General features: G+C 68.1%; 11 protein-coding genes. 7 read left to right on the forward strand and 4 right to left on the reverse strand.

Annotation, left to right across the window (positions count from 1 at the left end; translation table 11 throughout):
• The first annotated feature begins 145 nt into the window (after positions 1-145).
• Positions 146-1,750, forward strand: a complete 1,605-nt coding sequence (gene guaA, locus CYJ26_RS05105) for a glutamine-hydrolyzing GMP synthase (protein WP_006548488.1) — start codon at positions 146-148, stop codon at positions 1,748-1,750.
• Positions 1,751-2,118: 368 nt separating this feature from the next.
• A complete protein-coding gene (locus tag CYJ26_RS05110) occupies positions 2,119-3,144 on the forward strand; it encodes an aldo/keto reductase (protein WP_006548489.1) in 1,026 nt (341 codons plus the stop codon).
• Between the two features lie 220 nt (positions 3,145-3,364).
• On the opposite strand, the gene CYJ26_RS05115 is transcribed toward CYJ26_RS05110, so the two are convergent.
• From CYJ26_RS05115 to CYJ26_RS05125, 3 genes are all read right to left on the reverse strand, one after another.
• A complete protein-coding gene (locus CYJ26_RS05115; RefSeq protein ID WP_101638084.1) occupies positions 3,365-3,703 on the reverse strand; it encodes a carboxymuconolactone decarboxylase family protein in 339 nt (112 codons plus the stop codon).
• Between the two features lie 247 nt (positions 3,704-3,950).
• Positions 3,951-4,850 carry an aldo/keto reductase gene (locus tag CYJ26_RS05120; protein WP_006548491.1) on the reverse strand — a complete coding sequence of 300 codons (900 nt, stop codon included), beginning with the start codon at positions 4,848-4,850 and terminating at the stop codon, positions 3,951-3,953.
• Positions 4,851-4,997: 147 nt separating this feature from the next.
• Positions 4,998-5,867, reverse strand: coding sequence for an aldo/keto reductase (locus tag CYJ26_RS05125; protein ID WP_034237065.1), 870 nt, complete (start codon positions 5,865-5,867; stop codon positions 4,998-5,000).
• A gap of 130 nt (positions 5,868-5,997) precedes the next feature.
• Between CYJ26_RS05125 and CYJ26_RS05130 the strand changes: the two genes are divergently transcribed.
• Complete coding sequence (locus CYJ26_RS05130) at positions 5,998-6,840, forward strand: LysR family transcriptional regulator (protein ID WP_006548493.1); 843 nt, start codon at positions 5,998-6,000, stop codon at positions 6,838-6,840.
• Between the two features lie 245 nt (positions 6,841-7,085).
• A complete protein-coding gene (locus CYJ26_RS05135) occupies positions 7,086-9,521 on the forward strand; it encodes a glycoside hydrolase family 3 protein (RefSeq protein WP_180950854.1) in 2,436 nt (811 codons plus the stop codon).
• Positions 9,522-9,652: 131 nt separating this feature from the next.
• Here CYJ26_RS05135 and CYJ26_RS05140 read toward each other — a convergent pair whose 3' ends face one another.
• The gene (locus tag CYJ26_RS05140) at positions 9,653-10,180 is read right to left on the reverse strand and encodes an NAD(P)H-dependent oxidoreductase (protein ID WP_006548495.1); all 528 of its coding nucleotides are present in this window, start codon (positions 10,178-10,180) and stop codon (positions 9,653-9,655) included.
• 190 nt (positions 10,181-10,370) lie between these two features.
• On the opposite strand from CYJ26_RS05140, the gene CYJ26_RS05145 reads away from it, so the two are divergent.
• From CYJ26_RS05145 to CYJ26_RS05155, 3 genes are all read left to right on the forward strand, one after another.
• A complete protein-coding gene (locus tag CYJ26_RS05145) occupies positions 10,371-10,964 on the forward strand; it encodes a cysteine hydrolase family protein (RefSeq protein ID WP_101638085.1) in 594 nt (197 codons plus the stop codon).
• Positions 10,965-11,016: 52 nt separating this feature from the next.
• Positions 11,017-11,604 carry a methylated-DNA--[protein]-cysteine S-methyltransferase gene (locus tag CYJ26_RS05150; RefSeq protein WP_006548497.1) on the forward strand — a complete coding sequence of 196 codons (588 nt, stop codon included), beginning with the start codon at positions 11,017-11,019 and terminating at the stop codon, positions 11,602-11,604.
• A gap of 162 nt (positions 11,605-11,766) precedes the next feature.
• Positions 11,767-15,240, forward strand: a complete 3,474-nt coding sequence (locus tag CYJ26_RS05155) for an ABC transporter ATP-binding protein/permease (protein WP_101638086.1) — start codon at positions 11,767-11,769, stop codon at positions 15,238-15,240.
• Positions 15,241-15,248 lie beyond the last annotated feature (8 nt).

Below are 15,248 nucleotides of genomic sequence, written 5' to 3' on the forward strand. Positions count from 1 at the left end.
GACGCCTTGTCGAGGTGATTGTCCATACAAACTATGAGGGATGAGTCGCACACTCGACTGCCCGGTTACTAGGGGCGGCCAGCGTCCCTCCGCCGGCTGCGGCCTGTGGCAGGCACCCCTGCCGTCTCCTCGCTATCCTGGGCCGGTGACGACCAATCCCCACGCCACCGCCTCGCACGCGGACCCGCAGGCCACCGGCCCGGTCCTCGTCGTCGACTTCGGTGCGCAGTACGCCCAGCTCATCGCCCGCCGCGTGCGTGAGGCGAGTGTCTACTCCGAGATCGTCCCGTCCTCGATGCCGGTGGAGCAGATGCTTGCCAAGCACCCGGCGGCCATCATCCTGTCCGGTGGCCCCTCCTCGGTCTATGCCGACGGCGCCCCGGGCATCGACCCAGCCGTCTTCGACGCAGGCGTGCCGGTTCTCGGCATCTGCTACGGCTTCCAGACCATGGCCCAGGCCCTGGGCGGCACGGTGGGGCGCACCGGCACGCGCGAGTACGGCCACACCGAGGCCAAGGTCGACGCCAGCTCCTGCCTCTTCGCCGGCACGCCGCTGGACCAGGCCGTGTGGATGAGCCACGGGGACGCCGTCCAGGCCGCCCCGGCGGGCTTCGCCGTCACCGCCTCCACGGCAGAGACCCCGGTGGCGGCCTTCGAGAACCGCGAGCGCGGCCTGTACGGTCTGCAGTGGCACCCCGAGGTCCTCCACTCCGCCTACGGCCAGAAGGCGCTGGAGAACTTCCTGCACGAGGCTGCCGGCATCCCGGCCACCTGGACGGCTGGCAACATCATTGACGAGCAGGTCGAGGCCATCCGCGCCCAGGTCGGCGACGCTCACGTCATCTGCGGCCTGTCAGGCGGGGTGGACTCCTCGGTGGCCGCGGCGCTGGTCCACCGCGCGATCGGTGACCAGCTGACCTGCATCTTCGTTGACCACGGCCTGCTGCGCGCCGGCGAGCGTGAGCAGGTGGAGCAGGACTACGCCGCTGGCATGGGCATCCGCGTCATCACCGTGGACGAGTCCGAGCGCTTCCTCTCCGCGCTGGCTGGGGTGACGGACCCTGAGACCAAGCGCAAGATCATCGGCCGGGAGTTCATCCGCTCCTTCGAGGCGGCCCAGCGTCGCGTCATCGAGATGGTGGGTGAGCAGGGGGGCGAGATCAAGTTCCTCGTCCAGGGCACGCTCTACCCCGACGTCGTGGAGTCCGGTGGCGGTACCGGGACGGCGAACATCAAGAGCCACCACAACGTCGGCGGCCTGCCTGACGACCTCAATTTCGCCCTGATCGAGCCGCTGCGCACCCTGTTCAAGGACGAGGTGCGCGCGATCGGTCGCGAGCTGGGCGTGCCGGAGAAGATCGTGGCTCGCCAGCCCTTCCCGGGCCCTGGCCTGGGGATCCGCGTCATCGGTGAGGTGACGCGCGAGAACCTGGAGATTCTGCGGGCGGCGGACCTCATCGCTCGCGAGGAGCTGACGGCCGCCGGCCTGGACGAGGAAATCTGGCAGTGCCCGGTCGTCCTGCTGGCTGACGTGCGCTCGGTGGGAGTCCAGGGCGACGGCCGCACCTACGGTCACCCGATCGTGCTGCGCCCGGTCTCTTCCGAGGACGCGATGACGGCGGACTGGACCCGCCTGCCTTACGACGTCTTGGCGCGGATCTCCACGCGCATCACCAACTCCGTCCCGGAGGTCAACCGCGTGGTTCTGGACTGCACCTCCAAGCCGCCGGGCACCATCGAGTGGGAGTGAGGTCGGCCCTTAACTCCCTGGACGACGGCGGCCGGTGACCTGATGAGCAAGAGGTCACCGGCCGCCGTCGTCATGCTCGAGGGAGCCTCTGGTCCGTCTGACGCCATGGTGAGAGCAGGCCTGCCTGACCGTCCCTGCGGCGCTCGGCCTGGCCCGCGGGCCAGGCGAGGGGCGACGTCGTCGGTGAGGCCGTGGAGCGCACCCGCCCCCTTGCTGCCTTCCAGGACCTGGCAGGCCCTGGAAGGCGGGCGGTCACCGGCAGAGGCTGGAGCCGTTCCTCGAGTGTGCAGGTAGGGGCATGAGCGTGCACCTGGGGGCTGCACACTCGTACCAGCACCTGCACGCTCACGCCTGGACCAGGAGAACCGATGCAGTACACGACCCTCGGGACCACGGACATCACCATCCCCCGCCTGTGTATCGGCGGGATGAGCTTTGGCGAGGTCTTCCCCGACTCCCACCAGTGGGTCATCGATCAGCCTGCGACCCAGGAGGTCATTGCTCACGCCTTAGACCTCGGCGTCAACTTCATTGACACCGCCAACACCTACGCCCACGGCACCTCAGAGAGCTTTATCGGCCAGTCGCTGAAGAACCTGGGCGTGGCCCGCAAGGACGTGGTGCTCGCCTCGAAGGTCTACTTCAATGACGGGCACCTGTCCGCCGAGGCGATCGAGCGCGAGATCACCGGCACCCTGGAGCGCCTGGGTACGGACTACCTCGACCTCTACATCATCCACCGCTTCGACTACTCCACGCCGGTGGAGGAGACCATGGAGGCGCTGGACCGCCTGGTACGCGATGGCCGCGTGCGTGCGCTGGGTGCCAGTGCGATGTACGCCTACCAGCTCCACTCCATGCAGGTGGTGGCCGACGAGCATGGCTGGACCCGCTTGGCCAGCATGCAGAACCACTACAACCTGCTCTACCGCGAGGACGAGCGCGAGATGATCCCGGTCACCCAGAGGTACGGGATGAGCCTGACGCCCTACAGCCCGCTGGCCTCGGGGCACCTGGCGCGTCCGACCTGGGACTCGGCCTCCTCCCGCTCGACCACGGACGCCACGATGCGTGCCAAGTACGACTCGGCTCGCGCGCTGGACATGCCGATCATCGAGCGGGTCGCGCAGGTCGCCTCGCAGCATGAGGTAGCGATGTCGGACGTCGCGCTGGCCTGGTTGTGGGCCAAAGGCGTGGCAGCGCCGATCGTGGGGTGCTCGCGGCCGAGCCGGGTCGATGACGCCGTGCGCGCGCTGGACCTCACCCTCAGTGAGCAGGAGATTGCCTTCCTGGAGGAGCCCTACCGCGCTCACGAGCTCGTGGGACCGCTGGCCCGCCCGGGTGAGAAGGCGCTGGCTGGTGGCACCAAGGTCGAGGACCTTCGACGCCGCTGACCCCCTGCCGGCCGCGACGTGGGACGGACTCGCAGCCCGTCCCACGTCGTTGTTGCCGTTCGACACACGGGATCGGGGCCTGCCCACTGGGCAGGCCCCGATCCCGTGTGAATGAGGCCAGGAAGCCGATGCAGGCCTAGGAGGCTGACAGGCCTTCAGGCTGTGGCGCTGGGACTCGCCGGCATCGCGGGGCAGGGTCGCTCCGCGACGCCGATGGGTCTTACTCGGTCTTACCGGTGTCCTCGGCCCAGACCTTCTCGATGAGCGGGAAGGTGGACCAGGCCTTGGGCCATCCGCAGTAGAAGGCGAGCTGGGTGACAACCTCGATCGCCTCAGCCTTGGTGATGCCGTTCGTCCGGCCGATGCGCAGGTCCGCCTCCAGCTGGGGGAAGAGGCCGGAGGAGAAAAGCGCGGCGATGGTGATGAGGGAACGGTCGCGGGCGGGCAGCTCGTCCTCGCGGGACCAGACCTGGCCGAACAGGACGTCGTCATTGAGAGCGGCGAACTGAGGGGCGAGGCGGCCTAGCTGGTCGCGGCCGGCAGTCTGCTTGACAGCCATGGTGGTGCTCCTAGAGGTCAGGGGACATGGACGGCAGCCTGGGGCGGTCTCCCCAGACGCGGGTGACAGTCCCCAGGCGGGACGACGGTGCAGGCGGGCTGCGTCGTCGTCCCACCTCGCAGTCAAGGTCGGGACAGTCCGGTGATCCAGGGCGTGTCAGGGCCTGCTTAGTCGCGAGTGTGCAGGTGCGTGCGCGAATGAGCACTCTGGGACTGCACACTCATGGGCGGACCTGCACACTCGCGAGTCAGTAGAGGGTGCTTCCGCCCAGCTGCTGGTCCTTGACCAGATCCCCCAGCAGCCAGCGCACGATCTCGGGGTCGTAGTGGTCGAAGATACGTGGGAAGGAGGGATCGTTCAGCGTCTCAAAGGCCGCCAGGTCCTCGGCGTCCAGCATGAAGTCCATGACGTCGATGTTCTCCTCCATGCGCTCGCGGCGCACGGTCTTGGGGATGACGATCACGTCCTTCTGGATCAGCGCGCGCAGGGCGACCTGGCCGGGCGTCTTGCCGTACTTCTGGCCGATCCTGGCCAGCACGGGGTTGGCGAAGATGTTGTTCTGGCCTTCGGCGAAGGGCGCCCAGGCCTCGTGAGCCACGCCGAGGTCTTGCATGAGCCCGTGGGCCTCGGCCTGCTGACGGAAGGGATGGGTCTCGACCTGGTTGACCGCAGGTGGCACCTCGGCAAGCAGCGCGACGTCCACCAGGCGCTCGGGATAGAAGTTGGACACGCCGATGGCGCGCAGCTTGCCCGCCTGGTAGGCCTCCTCCATGGCGCGGTAGGCGCCGGGGTAGTCACCCATGGCCTGGTGGAGGAGCATGAGGTCGATGTAGTCGGTGCCGAGCCTGCGCAGGGACTCATCGATCGAGATCTTGGCGCGCTCGTAGCTCATATTCGACACCCAGATCTTGGAGGTGATGAAGACCTCCTCGCGGCTGGTGACGCCGTCAGCAATGGCCTGCATGACGCCGGCGCCCACGCCCTCCTCGTTGCCGTAGGCCTGGGCGGTGTCGAGGAGGCGATAGCCCACCTCCAGGGCGGTGCGCACGTGCTCGGCGGTCTGCTCCGGCGGAGTCTGGAAGACGCCGTAGCCGAGCATCGGCATCTGGACGCTGTTGTTAAGAGTGATGACGGGAATGGTGGTCATGGAGTCTCCTGGGTCGGTGTCTGGGGCTGAGATGGTCGGGCCGGTGGCGGGACGTCGGCGGAGCCGAGCTGCGTCGTCGTCCCACCCGGGAGGGGGCCGGGTCTGGCAGAAGGGCGTGCTGAGGAGGGCGCGAGCCCGTGTGGCCTCTCAGACCTGCTGGGAGTAGTCGTTCGGGCCCCAGACCCACTCCGGGGCCTGATCGGGAACGGTGTAGTAGGCCTGCTGGGGGATGGCGTTGATCGCGTCAACCTCGTCGTGGCTCAGCTCGATCGAGGCAGCTGCGAGGTTGTCAGCCATGTGGGCCGGGTTGAGGGTCTTGGGGAAGATGACGTTGCCCTCGGCCAGGTGCCAGGCGAGGACCACCTGGGCCTGGGTGGCGCCGGTGCGCGCGGCTGCCGCGACGATGGCGGGCTCGGCCAGAAGGGAGGGGTCGCCGTGGCCCAGCGGGTACCAGCCTTCGTAGAGGATGCCGGTGTCCGCAAGCTCCTTCTTCAGGGCGTGCTGGTTCCAGCGGGGGTTGATCTCCACCTGGTTGACGGCTGGCGGAATCGTGGCGACGTCGAGGATCTCACGGGTCTTGGAGGCGGAGAAGTTGGACAGGCCGATGGAACGGAGCTTGCCGGCCTGAACGGCCTCCTCTATCGCTTTCCAGGCCGAGACGTACTCGCCGTAGGGCTGGTGGAGCAGGAGGAGATCAAGGTAGTCCAGCCCCAGACGCTCCAGGGTGGCGTCGATGTCCTTAACTGCCTGCTCATAGGGGTAGGACTGTGGGAAGAGCTTGGAGGTGATGAAGACCTCCTCGCGGCGGACCAGTCCGTCAGCGATCGCCTCATGCACCACCTCACCCACGGCAACCTCGTTGAAGTAGGCGTTGGCCGTGTCGATGTGGCGGTATCCGGCCTCAAGCGCCTGGCGCAGGTGAGTGCGCACCTGCTGGCTGGTCATCTGGAAGACGCCGTGTCCCAGGGCCGGGATAGTGCAGCCGTTGTTCATCGTGAAAACGGGGATCGTGGTCATGGCACTCCTGGTTGTCTTGTGCTGATCGTTCATATGCCTACGCGGTCTGACAACGAGTCTGCCCCTGGAAAAGAGGGTTGTGAAATGCCAAAATTGGAAAGAAATATGTTTTCAGTGCATAAGGGGCATCGTGGACTTTGATCAGCTGCGCCAGCTTGAGGCCATTGCGAGGCTCGGAACTGTCTCGGCCGCCGCCCGTGAGCTCCACCTGTCTCAGCCGGCACTGTCTCGTTCGCTGGCTCGGCTGGAGAAGGAGCTGGGGCATCAGCTCTTTGAGCGTGCGGGGCGTCGGCTGGTTCTCAGTGACGTCGGAGACGTGGGCCTGGAGCACGCGCGAGCCCTGCTCCGCGCCGAGGCTGCGATGCGTGCGGCGGTTGACGAGGCGGCGCGGCGACTGCGCACCCTGCGCGTTGGGACGGTGGCGCCGGCACCGTTGTGGCGGCTGACGGCTCTGACGGTCGAGCGCTTTCCTCAGCGGCTCATGACCTCTTCGATGCTCAGTGAGCAGGAGGTGGCCTCGGGCGTGCGCGAGGGCAGTCTCGACCTGGGCATCACGCTGCGTCCGCACAGCCTGCCGACGGTGCATTCGGCCCCGCTCATGGCCGAGAACCTCGCTGTTGTCCTGCCTCGCGACCATGGGCTGGCTGGGCACGAGGACGTCAGCTTTGCTGAGCTGGACGGTGAGACCTTTCTGCTCTTCTCGGACATCGGCTTCTGGCGTGGTGTGTGCGACGAGTACCTGGCGGGCTCGACCTTTGTGCTCCAGCAGGACCGCGAGGTCTTCCGGTCGATGGCGGCCAGCACGGAGCTGGCCTACTTTGTCACGGACGCTCCGTCACTGGCGGGGGTCCCAGCGGGCCGGGTCGTGGTGCCGATCCGAGACACGAGCGCGCACGCGACCTTCTACCTGGTGTGTCACGAGGAGGCTAGGCCTGAGGCTGAAGAGGTCTTCGCCTGGGTGCGTTCGCGCTGAGCCCTGTGTGGAGAGCGTTTGCAGGCCCAGCCTGCTGAGTCGCGAGTGTGCAGGTGCGTGTACGAACGAGCGCCCTGTGACTGCACACTCATGGGTGGACCTGCGCACTCGACGTCTTGCTTCGAGAACGGAAGCGAATCTCATCCACCCTATTGACCGATCGGCAAAAATGGGGGAGGTTAGTACCGGAGACAACACGGCTGCCCGACCGGGCGGACCGGCCCCCCCTGCAAAGGAGCAATGCGATGGAGCGGTATGAGATCGACCACCTGGCGACGGTGAGGGCTGCTGCCCCCGAGTCCGTGGTGCTGCTGGCCAGTGACGGGAGCTTCCCGCTGGCCGCCCCCGGCAAGATCGCCCTGTTCGGCGCGGGCGCCCGGCGCACCGTCAAGGGTGGTACCGGATCGGGGGACGTCAACTCTCGCCACGTCGTCACGGTCGAGGAGGGGCTGGAGAACGCCGGTTTCGAGATCACCACCAAGGCGTGGCTGGACGCCTATGACGAGGTCGCCAACGCCAACCACGTCGCCTTCGTTGCGGACCTGAAGAAGCAGGCCAAGGCTGCGGGTGTGCCGGCCATCATCTTCGGCATGGGCGCCGTTGAGCCGGCACCTGCCTATGACCTGCCGCTGGAGGGTGAGGGCGAGGCTGCGGTCTACGTCCTGTCGCGCGACTCGGGTGAGGGCAACGACCGCAAGCCCCAGGCCGGGGATGTGCTGCTGACCGACTCTGAGGTACGTGACATCAAGGCTCTGGCCTCTCGCTTCGAGCGTTTCCTCCTGGTCCTCAACGTCGGCGGCGTGGTGGACCTGACCCCAGTGGCGGACCTGCCCAACATCCTCCTGCTCTCCCAGCTCGGTGCGATCACCGGTGACGTCTTCGCCGACGTCCTCCTGGGCAAGGCCTACCCCTCCGGCCGCCTGTCCACGACCTGGGCCGCCTGGGGCAGCTATCCCGACGCCGGTGACTTCGGCGACCCGGACGACACCTACTACACCGAGGGCGTCTACGTCGGCTACCGCTACCTCGACTCGGTCGGCAAGGAGCCGATCTTCCCCTTCGGTCACGGCCTGGGTTACACCACCTTCGAGATCGGTGAGGCTGCCATCGCGGTCGAGGGTGGCGAGATCGCCCTGACCACGAGTGTGACCAACACCGGTTCGCGGGTGGGCAAGGAGGTCGTCCAGGTCTACGTCTCCGTCCCGGCCGGCGACCTCGATCAGCCCTTCCAGGCCCTGGCTGCCTTTGCCAAGACCGAGGAGCTCGCTGCCGGCGCCAGCCAGGAGCTGACCCTGCGCTTCGACCTGACCGACCTCGCCTCCTACGACGCCGCCAAGGTCGCCACCGTCCTGGAGGCGGGCGACTACGTCGTGCGCGTGGGCTCCTCCAGCCGCGCCACCAAGGTCGCCGGCGTCCTCACGCTGGGTGAGAGCGCGATCGTGCGCAACGCTCACGACGTGCTTGGTGACCCCGGCTTCACTGACTGGCGCCCCGAGCAGCCGGTCGCCGTCGTCGTGCCCGACGACGCACCTCGCCTGGAGATCCAGGCCAGCGACCTGCGTCGCGAGGACGCTGGCAAGGCCGTGGACCTCACCGAGGCGCTGGAGTACACGTGTGGCCTGTCCGATGACGAGCTGAGCTACCTCGTGCTCGGCCAGTACCACGACTCAGCGGACAAGCAGTCCGTCATCGGCCAGGCCAGTGAGGACCTGGTGGGCGCTGCCGGCCAGACCACCACCCGTCTGGAGGGCCTGCGCACCCTCGTCATGCCGGACGGGCCCGCCGGCCTGCGCCTGGCCTCGAAGGTCGGCGTGGACGCTGACGGCCCCTTCCCCGTGGGCGCAGCCTTTGAGGGCCTGTTCGCCGAGCTCCTGGACGAGGAGTCGTTGGCGGCCCTGGGCGTGGACCCGAGTGTGGCTCCGCGCGTGCCCGAGCGCACCTTCGAGCAGTGGGCCACCGCGATCCCGATCGGCACAGCTGTCGCCCAGACCTGGAACCCCGAGGTGGCGCGTGCCTACGGTGACCTCGTGGGAGCGGAGATGGAGCACTTCGGTGCCCACCTGTGGCTCGCCCCGGCCTTCAACCTGCACCGCACCATCTTGTGCGGCCGCAACTTCGAGTACATGAGTGAGGACCCGCTCCTGGCTGGACGCATGGCGGCTGGCATCACCCACGGCGTCCAGGCGCACCCTGGTCGTGGCGTGACGGTCAAGCACTTTGCCTTCAACAACCAGGAGACCAACCGTCTGAACTCCAACAGCCACGTCTCCCAGCGCGCGGCCCGGGACCTGTACCTGCGCTCCTTCGAGATCGTGGTGCGCGAGGCGCAGCCCCACGCCCTCATGACCTCCTACAACCTGGTCAACGGTGTGCACACCTCTGAGAGCGCCGAGCTGCTGGAGACGATCCTGCGTGAGGAGTGGGGCTACCAGGGCCTGGTCATGACCGACTGGGTTGTGGACGGCATAACCCGCACCGACGCGCCGCACCCGCGGGCCACCGCTCCGGCCACGATCAAGGCCGGCAACGAGCTGTTCATGCCCGGCTGCGAGAACGACCGTCAGGCGATCCTGGCCGCCCTGCGCGGCGAGGAGGGGGCGATCGTCGCTCTCAGCCGTGAGGAGCTGGCCAAGCAGGCCGCGCGCGTGGTGCGCATGGTCTGGCAGCTCGCCGGGCGCTGATCGCAGCCTGGCCCCCGGGGCTGAACGCGTACGACGGCGACCGGGTGAAGAGACATATCCTCTTCACCCGGTCGCCGTCGCGTGTGCCGGGCGTTGCGCCTCAGCCTGGGAGCGTGGAAGCGCGGGGCGTGTCAGCATGCCGGCGCGCTCAGCCAGGAGCGGTAGGCCTCGGCCTGACGCTCCAGGTCCGCGTCGCTGATCTGCATGGCCCCGGCCGTGACGAAGGGCTCGACGAAGCGGGTGCCAATGAGCTTGCTGGTGGTGGCAAAGGGCAGCAGGAGCTGGTCCACGGTGACCTGGTACAGGCCGGTGGGCGTGTAGCGCTCGGCAGCCGCTCCTGGCGAGACAGCCACAGCCAGCTCCTTGCCGTGCAGGGCCGTGCCGGTGGACCCGTAGGCCCAGCCGTAGGTCAGCACGTCGTCCTCCCACTGCTTGAGCAGGGCGGGGGAGGAGTACCAGTAGAGGGGAAATTGCCAGACGATGCGGTCGGCTGCCTCCAGGACGCGCTGCTCGGCCTCGACGTCGATGCGGAAGTCAGGGTAGAGGCCATAGAGGTAGCGCACCTCGACGCCGTCGATGGCCTCGGCGGCGTGGGTCAGGCGCGCGTTGACGCGCGAGGTGGCGATGCTGGGGTGGAAGACGAGGACGGTGGTCTTCATGAGGATTCCTTCAGTGGTCTGAACAGGGTGAACGGCCCCACGGTAGGACCCATGCCTGTCACGAGCCAGGTACGGTCAGTGCCCGTCACCTTCGGTGGTCTTCCTCAGGCGCAGGGGCAGGAGTGGAGGGGAAGACATGCGGCCCGGGGATGCCTGCTAGTGTCAAGACACCTTGAGTGAAAGGACCGTCATGGCACTCCCACAGCCCCAGCCCACCACCTGGCAGCAGTCCACCGGCATCGACGCCTCCCGCGCGGCGCTGGTCGTCGTTGACGTCCTGGGAGGATCGGGTGAGGTGATCGAGCCGCTGCACGAGATGGCGGCCAACGCCGTTGCCCTGGCACAGGGGGCGCGCGCTGCCGGGGTCCCGGTGTTCTTCGCCTGCGACAACCACCTGCCCGGCACCGATCTGGAGACCGAGCTGTGGGGTGCGCACTCCGTGCGCGGAACCGAGGACTCCAAGCCCCTGGACGCCTTCCAGGTCACCGACGCCGACTACGTGGTCCCCAAGCGCCGCTACTCGGCCTTCGTGGGTACGGACCTGGACCTCACCCTGCGCGAGCTGGGGCGGGAGGTGCTCATCGTCGTCGGCTTTGACACGAACATCTGCGTCCTGCACACCCTGGCCAGCGCCTACTACCTGGGCTACCGCACGATTGTGCCTGCGGACGCCACCGCGAGCTTCCTCGTGGGTACCCAGGACGGCGGCCTGGAGTACTTCTCGCGCGTCTTCGACTCCCGCGTGGTGACGATGGCGCAGGTGCTTACCGAGCTTCAGGGCTGAGGGGGCGGCGCAGGCCCTGAGGCTAGGCCAGGGTGCGTGGCAGGATCGGGGCATGACCACCGGCGACTCTGCCCGTTCCACGTACGTCCAGGCCTACTCCTCGCCCCTGGGACCGATGACGCTGGCTGCCTCCACCGGCGAGGGCCTGCCTGACGGCGGCGCGCTCACCGGCGTCTGGTTTGACGGCCAGGCTCACGACCGCGCCGGACTGCCCGACGACGCCGTCCTCGTCAGTCCGGGGGACGACGGCGAGCCGGTCGTGCTCGCCGCCGTGCGCGTATGGCTGGACGCCACTTTCGCAGGCACCGACCCGGGCAAGCCTCCGCTGCTTGCACCGGCTGGTACCGACTTCCAGCTCCGGGTCTGGGAGCAGTTGCGTGCCATCCCGCGCGGGCAGACACTGACCTACGGGCAGATCGCTGCCCGGTTAGAGCCGGTCCTGGGCCGGCCCACCTCGGCCCGCGCGGTAGGCGGCGCTGTGGGGCGTAACCCGCTGTCCGTCGTCGTGCCCTGCCACCGGGTACTCGGAGCCGACGGGGTGCTCACGGGCTACGCCGGCGGCCCCGAGCGCAAGGCCTGGCTGCTCCGCTCAGAGGGAGCGGCCGTGACCGCGCTCGCTGGTGGTGAATCGCTCTCGTGACGCGACGCGTCGGTGGGTTACGCTCACGCGGCTGCAGGGCAGGACTATGGCCTGTGCTCACAGGCCAGGTTGAGCACGCCGTCTGAGGGCGGGACCGCGCTCGCGGACCAGGCCTCGCCCGCTGGCCTGACGCCTCACCACCTCACTGTCCCGGAAGGTCCCATGCTCGAGCTCCGCGCCGTTACCAAGGCCTACCGCACCGCCACGCTCGCCCAGACTGCCCTGGACGCGGTCAGCGTCTCCTTCCGGGACAACGAGTTCGTCGCGGTCCTGGGCCAGTCCGGTAGCGGCAAGACCACGATGCTCAACGTCATCGGCGGGCTGGACCGCTTTGACTCCGGGGACCTCGTCATCGACGGCATCTCCACCCGGGACTACAAGGACCGGGACTGGGATGCTTACCGCAACAACCGCATCGGCTTCGTCTTCCAGGCTTACAACCTCATTCCGCACCAGAGCGTGCTGGCCAACGTCGAGCTGGCGCTGACCCTGTCCGGGGTCTCCCGGGCGCAGCGGCGTGAGCGGGCCCTGGCGGCGTTGGACTCGGTGGGCCTGGCAGATCATGTGCACAAGCGCCCCAACCAGCTCTCTGGTGGCCAGATGCAGCGCGTAGCGATCGCCCGCGCCCTGATCAACGATCCCGAGATTCTGCTGGCGGATGAGCCGACCGGCGCCCTGGACTCGGCGACCTCGGTACAGGTGATGGACCTGCTGCGCGAGGTCGCTGCCGATCGCCTGGTCATCATGGTCACCCACAACCCCGAGCTGGCCCACGAGTACGCCACGCGGATTGTTGAGCTGGCTGACGGGCGAGTCGTGGCCGACTCTGACCCGTACGAGCCGGATAGCCAGGACGCTCGCGAGGCGAAGGAGGCCCGGCGCACGCGCATGGGGACGCTCACGGCGCTGTCACTGTCCTTCAACAACCTCATGACCAAGAAGGGCCGCACGATCATGACCTCCTTCGCGGGGTCGATCGGGATCATCGGCATCGCCCTCATCCTGGCTCTGGCCAACGGCGTCAACGGCTACATCGCGCGTACCGAGGAGGAGGCCCTGACCTCCTACCCGCTGTCGATCCAGTCCACCGGCGTGGACCTGGCCGGTCTCATGCGCGCCGGCGAGGGCGAGCGGGCCGAGGCCAAGGACGGGGAGATCCTCATGACCGAGGGGATCACCTCCACCATGGAGTCCACCACCACCAACGACCTGGCCTCGCTCAAGACCTTCCTGGACTCTTCCGGCTCGGGTGTGGCCGGGCACGTGGCGGCGATCGAGTACTCCTACGACGTCTCGCTCCAGATCTACCTCGCGGACACCTCCGACGGCGTCGTGCGTGTCTTCCCGGACCAGGCCATGAGCCCCATGACATCGGCGATGGGGGACAGCCCGCTGTCAGCGATGACCTCCTTTGACGCCTTCCACCAGCTGCCCGAGGCCAGCACGCTGTATGAGGACCAGTACGACGTCGTCGCCGGGCACTGGCCCCGGTCCGCCAACGAGCTGGTGGTGGTCACGAGCCAGCGGGGCACCCTGGACAACCTCTACGAGTACACGCTGGGCCTGCGCCCCCACGCTGAGCTGCAGACGATGATGAGCGACTTCATGGCTGGTCGCGCCGTGCAGATCGGGGCAGAACCAGCGGGCGCCTCCCCAGCCGCCACGAGTGCGGCGCGAGCCGACGGCGCAGGCCCGGCCACGCCGTCGGCCGGACCGAGTGCCACGGCGACGGCGAGCAATGAACCGGCCGTGCACAGCTACTCCTACGACGACGTGCTCGGGCGGACCTTCTCCCTGGTACCTGCAGCGGCGCGCTACGCCTACGACGCCGAGCACCGGGTGTGGACCGACCGCTCGGACCAGGAGGAGGTCATGCGCCAGGCGGTGGCCGCGGGGCAGCAGCTGCGCGTGGTGGGGGTGGTGCGTGCGACCGACGACACCACCACCCTCCAGCCCGGCATCGCCTACACCCCGGAGCTGACCCGCCAGGTGGTGCGCGAGGCCGCCGACGCCCAGATCGTGCGCGCCCAGCTCGACCACCCGGACACGGACGTCTTCACCGGACGCACCTTCGCTGATCTCGCCGAGGGCGTGGGCGGCGGGGAGCTGGATATGTCCTCGCTGTTCACCATTGACGGCGAGAAGCTCACGGCCGCCTTCCAGGTGGACCCCAGCGCCCTGCAGACTGACCTGACGGGTCTGGACCTGGGCGCGCTGAGCCTGCCTGACCTGGATACCAGCGGCCTGGACTTCAGCGAGGTGGACCTGAGCGGTCTCGACCTGGCTGCCCTGGCGGGTCAGGTGGACCTGTCGGGCCTGGACGCCAGCGACCTGGACCTGGCGGACCTGGCCACGCGCTATCCGCAGCTCGGGCAGATCGACTACGGCGCCGTCGTCGCCTCGGCCCTGGAGGACGGCGTGATCAAGGACGGCGCCGGGGAGTACCTGGCGGGCGTGGCGGGCTCGTTGCTCCAGGGCTTCATGGACTACGTGGCTTCCCAACCGGGCCAGGACACCGACGGCGATGGCGTGCCTGAGCGCGACTGGGCGGGCCTGGCCCGCTCCTACCTCGCCCAACCTGAGGTACGCGAGCAGCTTGCGCAGGCGGCCGGCTCGGACCAGGTGGTCGACTCCGAGCTGCTGACCCAGCGGCTCATCCAGACGCTGGGTGAGGACCCTGCGGTGGAGGAGATCGCCTCGCAGGTCTCGGCGGACCTGGCAGGGGCAGTGGCCTCGCAGGTGGGTAGTCAGCTGACCGCCTCGCTCACGAGCGCGGTCTCCGGTGCGCTGGCCTCCTCGCTGGAGGCGAGTGTGGGCGGGGCGATGACGCAGATGATGACCTCGCTCCAGACCCAGATCGCCGCTCAGCTCCGCACCGCGATGGAGGGTTTGGCTACCTCGCTGGCCAGTGCGGTGAGCCTGGACGGCTCGGCTTTTGCCCAGGCCTTCCAGCCCACGATGGACCAGGACGACCTGGCCGCCCTCCTGGCGACCCTCATGACGACGACGGTGCCCACCTACGAGGGCAATCTCGCCTCGCTGGGGTGGGCGGACGAGTCCCGCCCCTCCCAGATCGACATCTACCCCACGAGCTTCGCGGACAAGGACGCGGTCAAGACGATCCTGGACGACTACAACGCCTGGGCGACCGAGGCAGGGCAGGACGCCAAGGTCGTCACCTACACCGACCTCGTAGGTACGCTCATGAGCTCGGTGACGCGGATCGTCAACATCATCACCTGGATGCTCATCGCCTTCGTGGCGATCTCGCTGGTGGTCTCCAGCATCATGATCGCGATCATCACCTACATCTCGGTGCTGGAGCGGAAGAAGGAGATCGGCATCCTGCGTGCGATCGGGGCCTCGAAGTCGGACGTGCGGCACGTCTTTAACGCCGAGACCATCATCGAGGGACTCATTGCGGGCCTCATGGGCGTGGGGATCACGCTGCTCATCTCGGTTCCGGCCAACGCCTTTGTCCAGGCCCGGTTCAATGTCTACCCGATCGCCCACCTGCCGGTGAGTGCCGGGGTGGTGCTCGTGGTGATCTCGGTGGGGCTGACGCTTGTTGCCGGCATCCTGCCCTCGGGGCGGGCGGCCAAGGAGGATCCGGTCGAGGCGCTGCGGGCTGAGTAGCCGGGCCA

Source organism: Actinomyces urogenitalis (assembly GCF_002861525.1).
GTDB lineage: Bacteria > Actinomycetota > Actinomycetes > Actinomycetales > Actinomycetaceae > Actinomyces > Actinomyces urogenitalis.

Coding starts and splice junctions, on each gene's coding strand:
- CYJ26_RS05140 (WP_006548495.1), bottom strand. CDS start 10,180: ATGAAGACCACCGTCCTCGTCTTCCACCCCAGCATCGCCACCTCGCGC.
- CYJ26_RS05135 (WP_180950854.1), top strand. CDS start 7,086: ATGGAGCGGTATGAGATCGACCACCTGGCGACGGTGAGGGCTGCTGCC.
- CYJ26_RS05115 (WP_101638084.1), bottom strand. CDS start 3,703: ATGGCTGTCAAGCAGACTGCCGGCCGCGACCAGCTAGGCCGCCTCGCC.
- CYJ26_RS05120 (WP_006548491.1), bottom strand. CDS start 4,850: ATGACCACCATTCCCGTCATCACTCTTAACAACAGCGTCCAGATGCCG.
- CYJ26_RS05155 (WP_101638086.1), top strand. CDS start 11,767: ATGCTCGAGCTCCGCGCCGTTACCAAGGCCTACCGCACCGCCACGCTC.
- CYJ26_RS05145 (WP_101638085.1), top strand. CDS start 10,371: ATGGCACTCCCACAGCCCCAGCCCACCACCTGGCAGCAGTCCACCGGC.
- CYJ26_RS05150 (WP_006548497.1), top strand. CDS start 11,017: ATGACCACCGGCGACTCTGCCCGTTCCACGTACGTCCAGGCCTACTCC.
- CYJ26_RS05125 (WP_034237065.1), bottom strand. CDS start 5,867: ATGACCACGATCCCCGTTTTCACGATGAACAACGGCTGCACTATCCCG.
- CYJ26_RS05110 (WP_006548489.1), top strand. CDS start 2,119: ATGCAGTACACGACCCTCGGGACCACGGACATCACCATCCCCCGCCTG.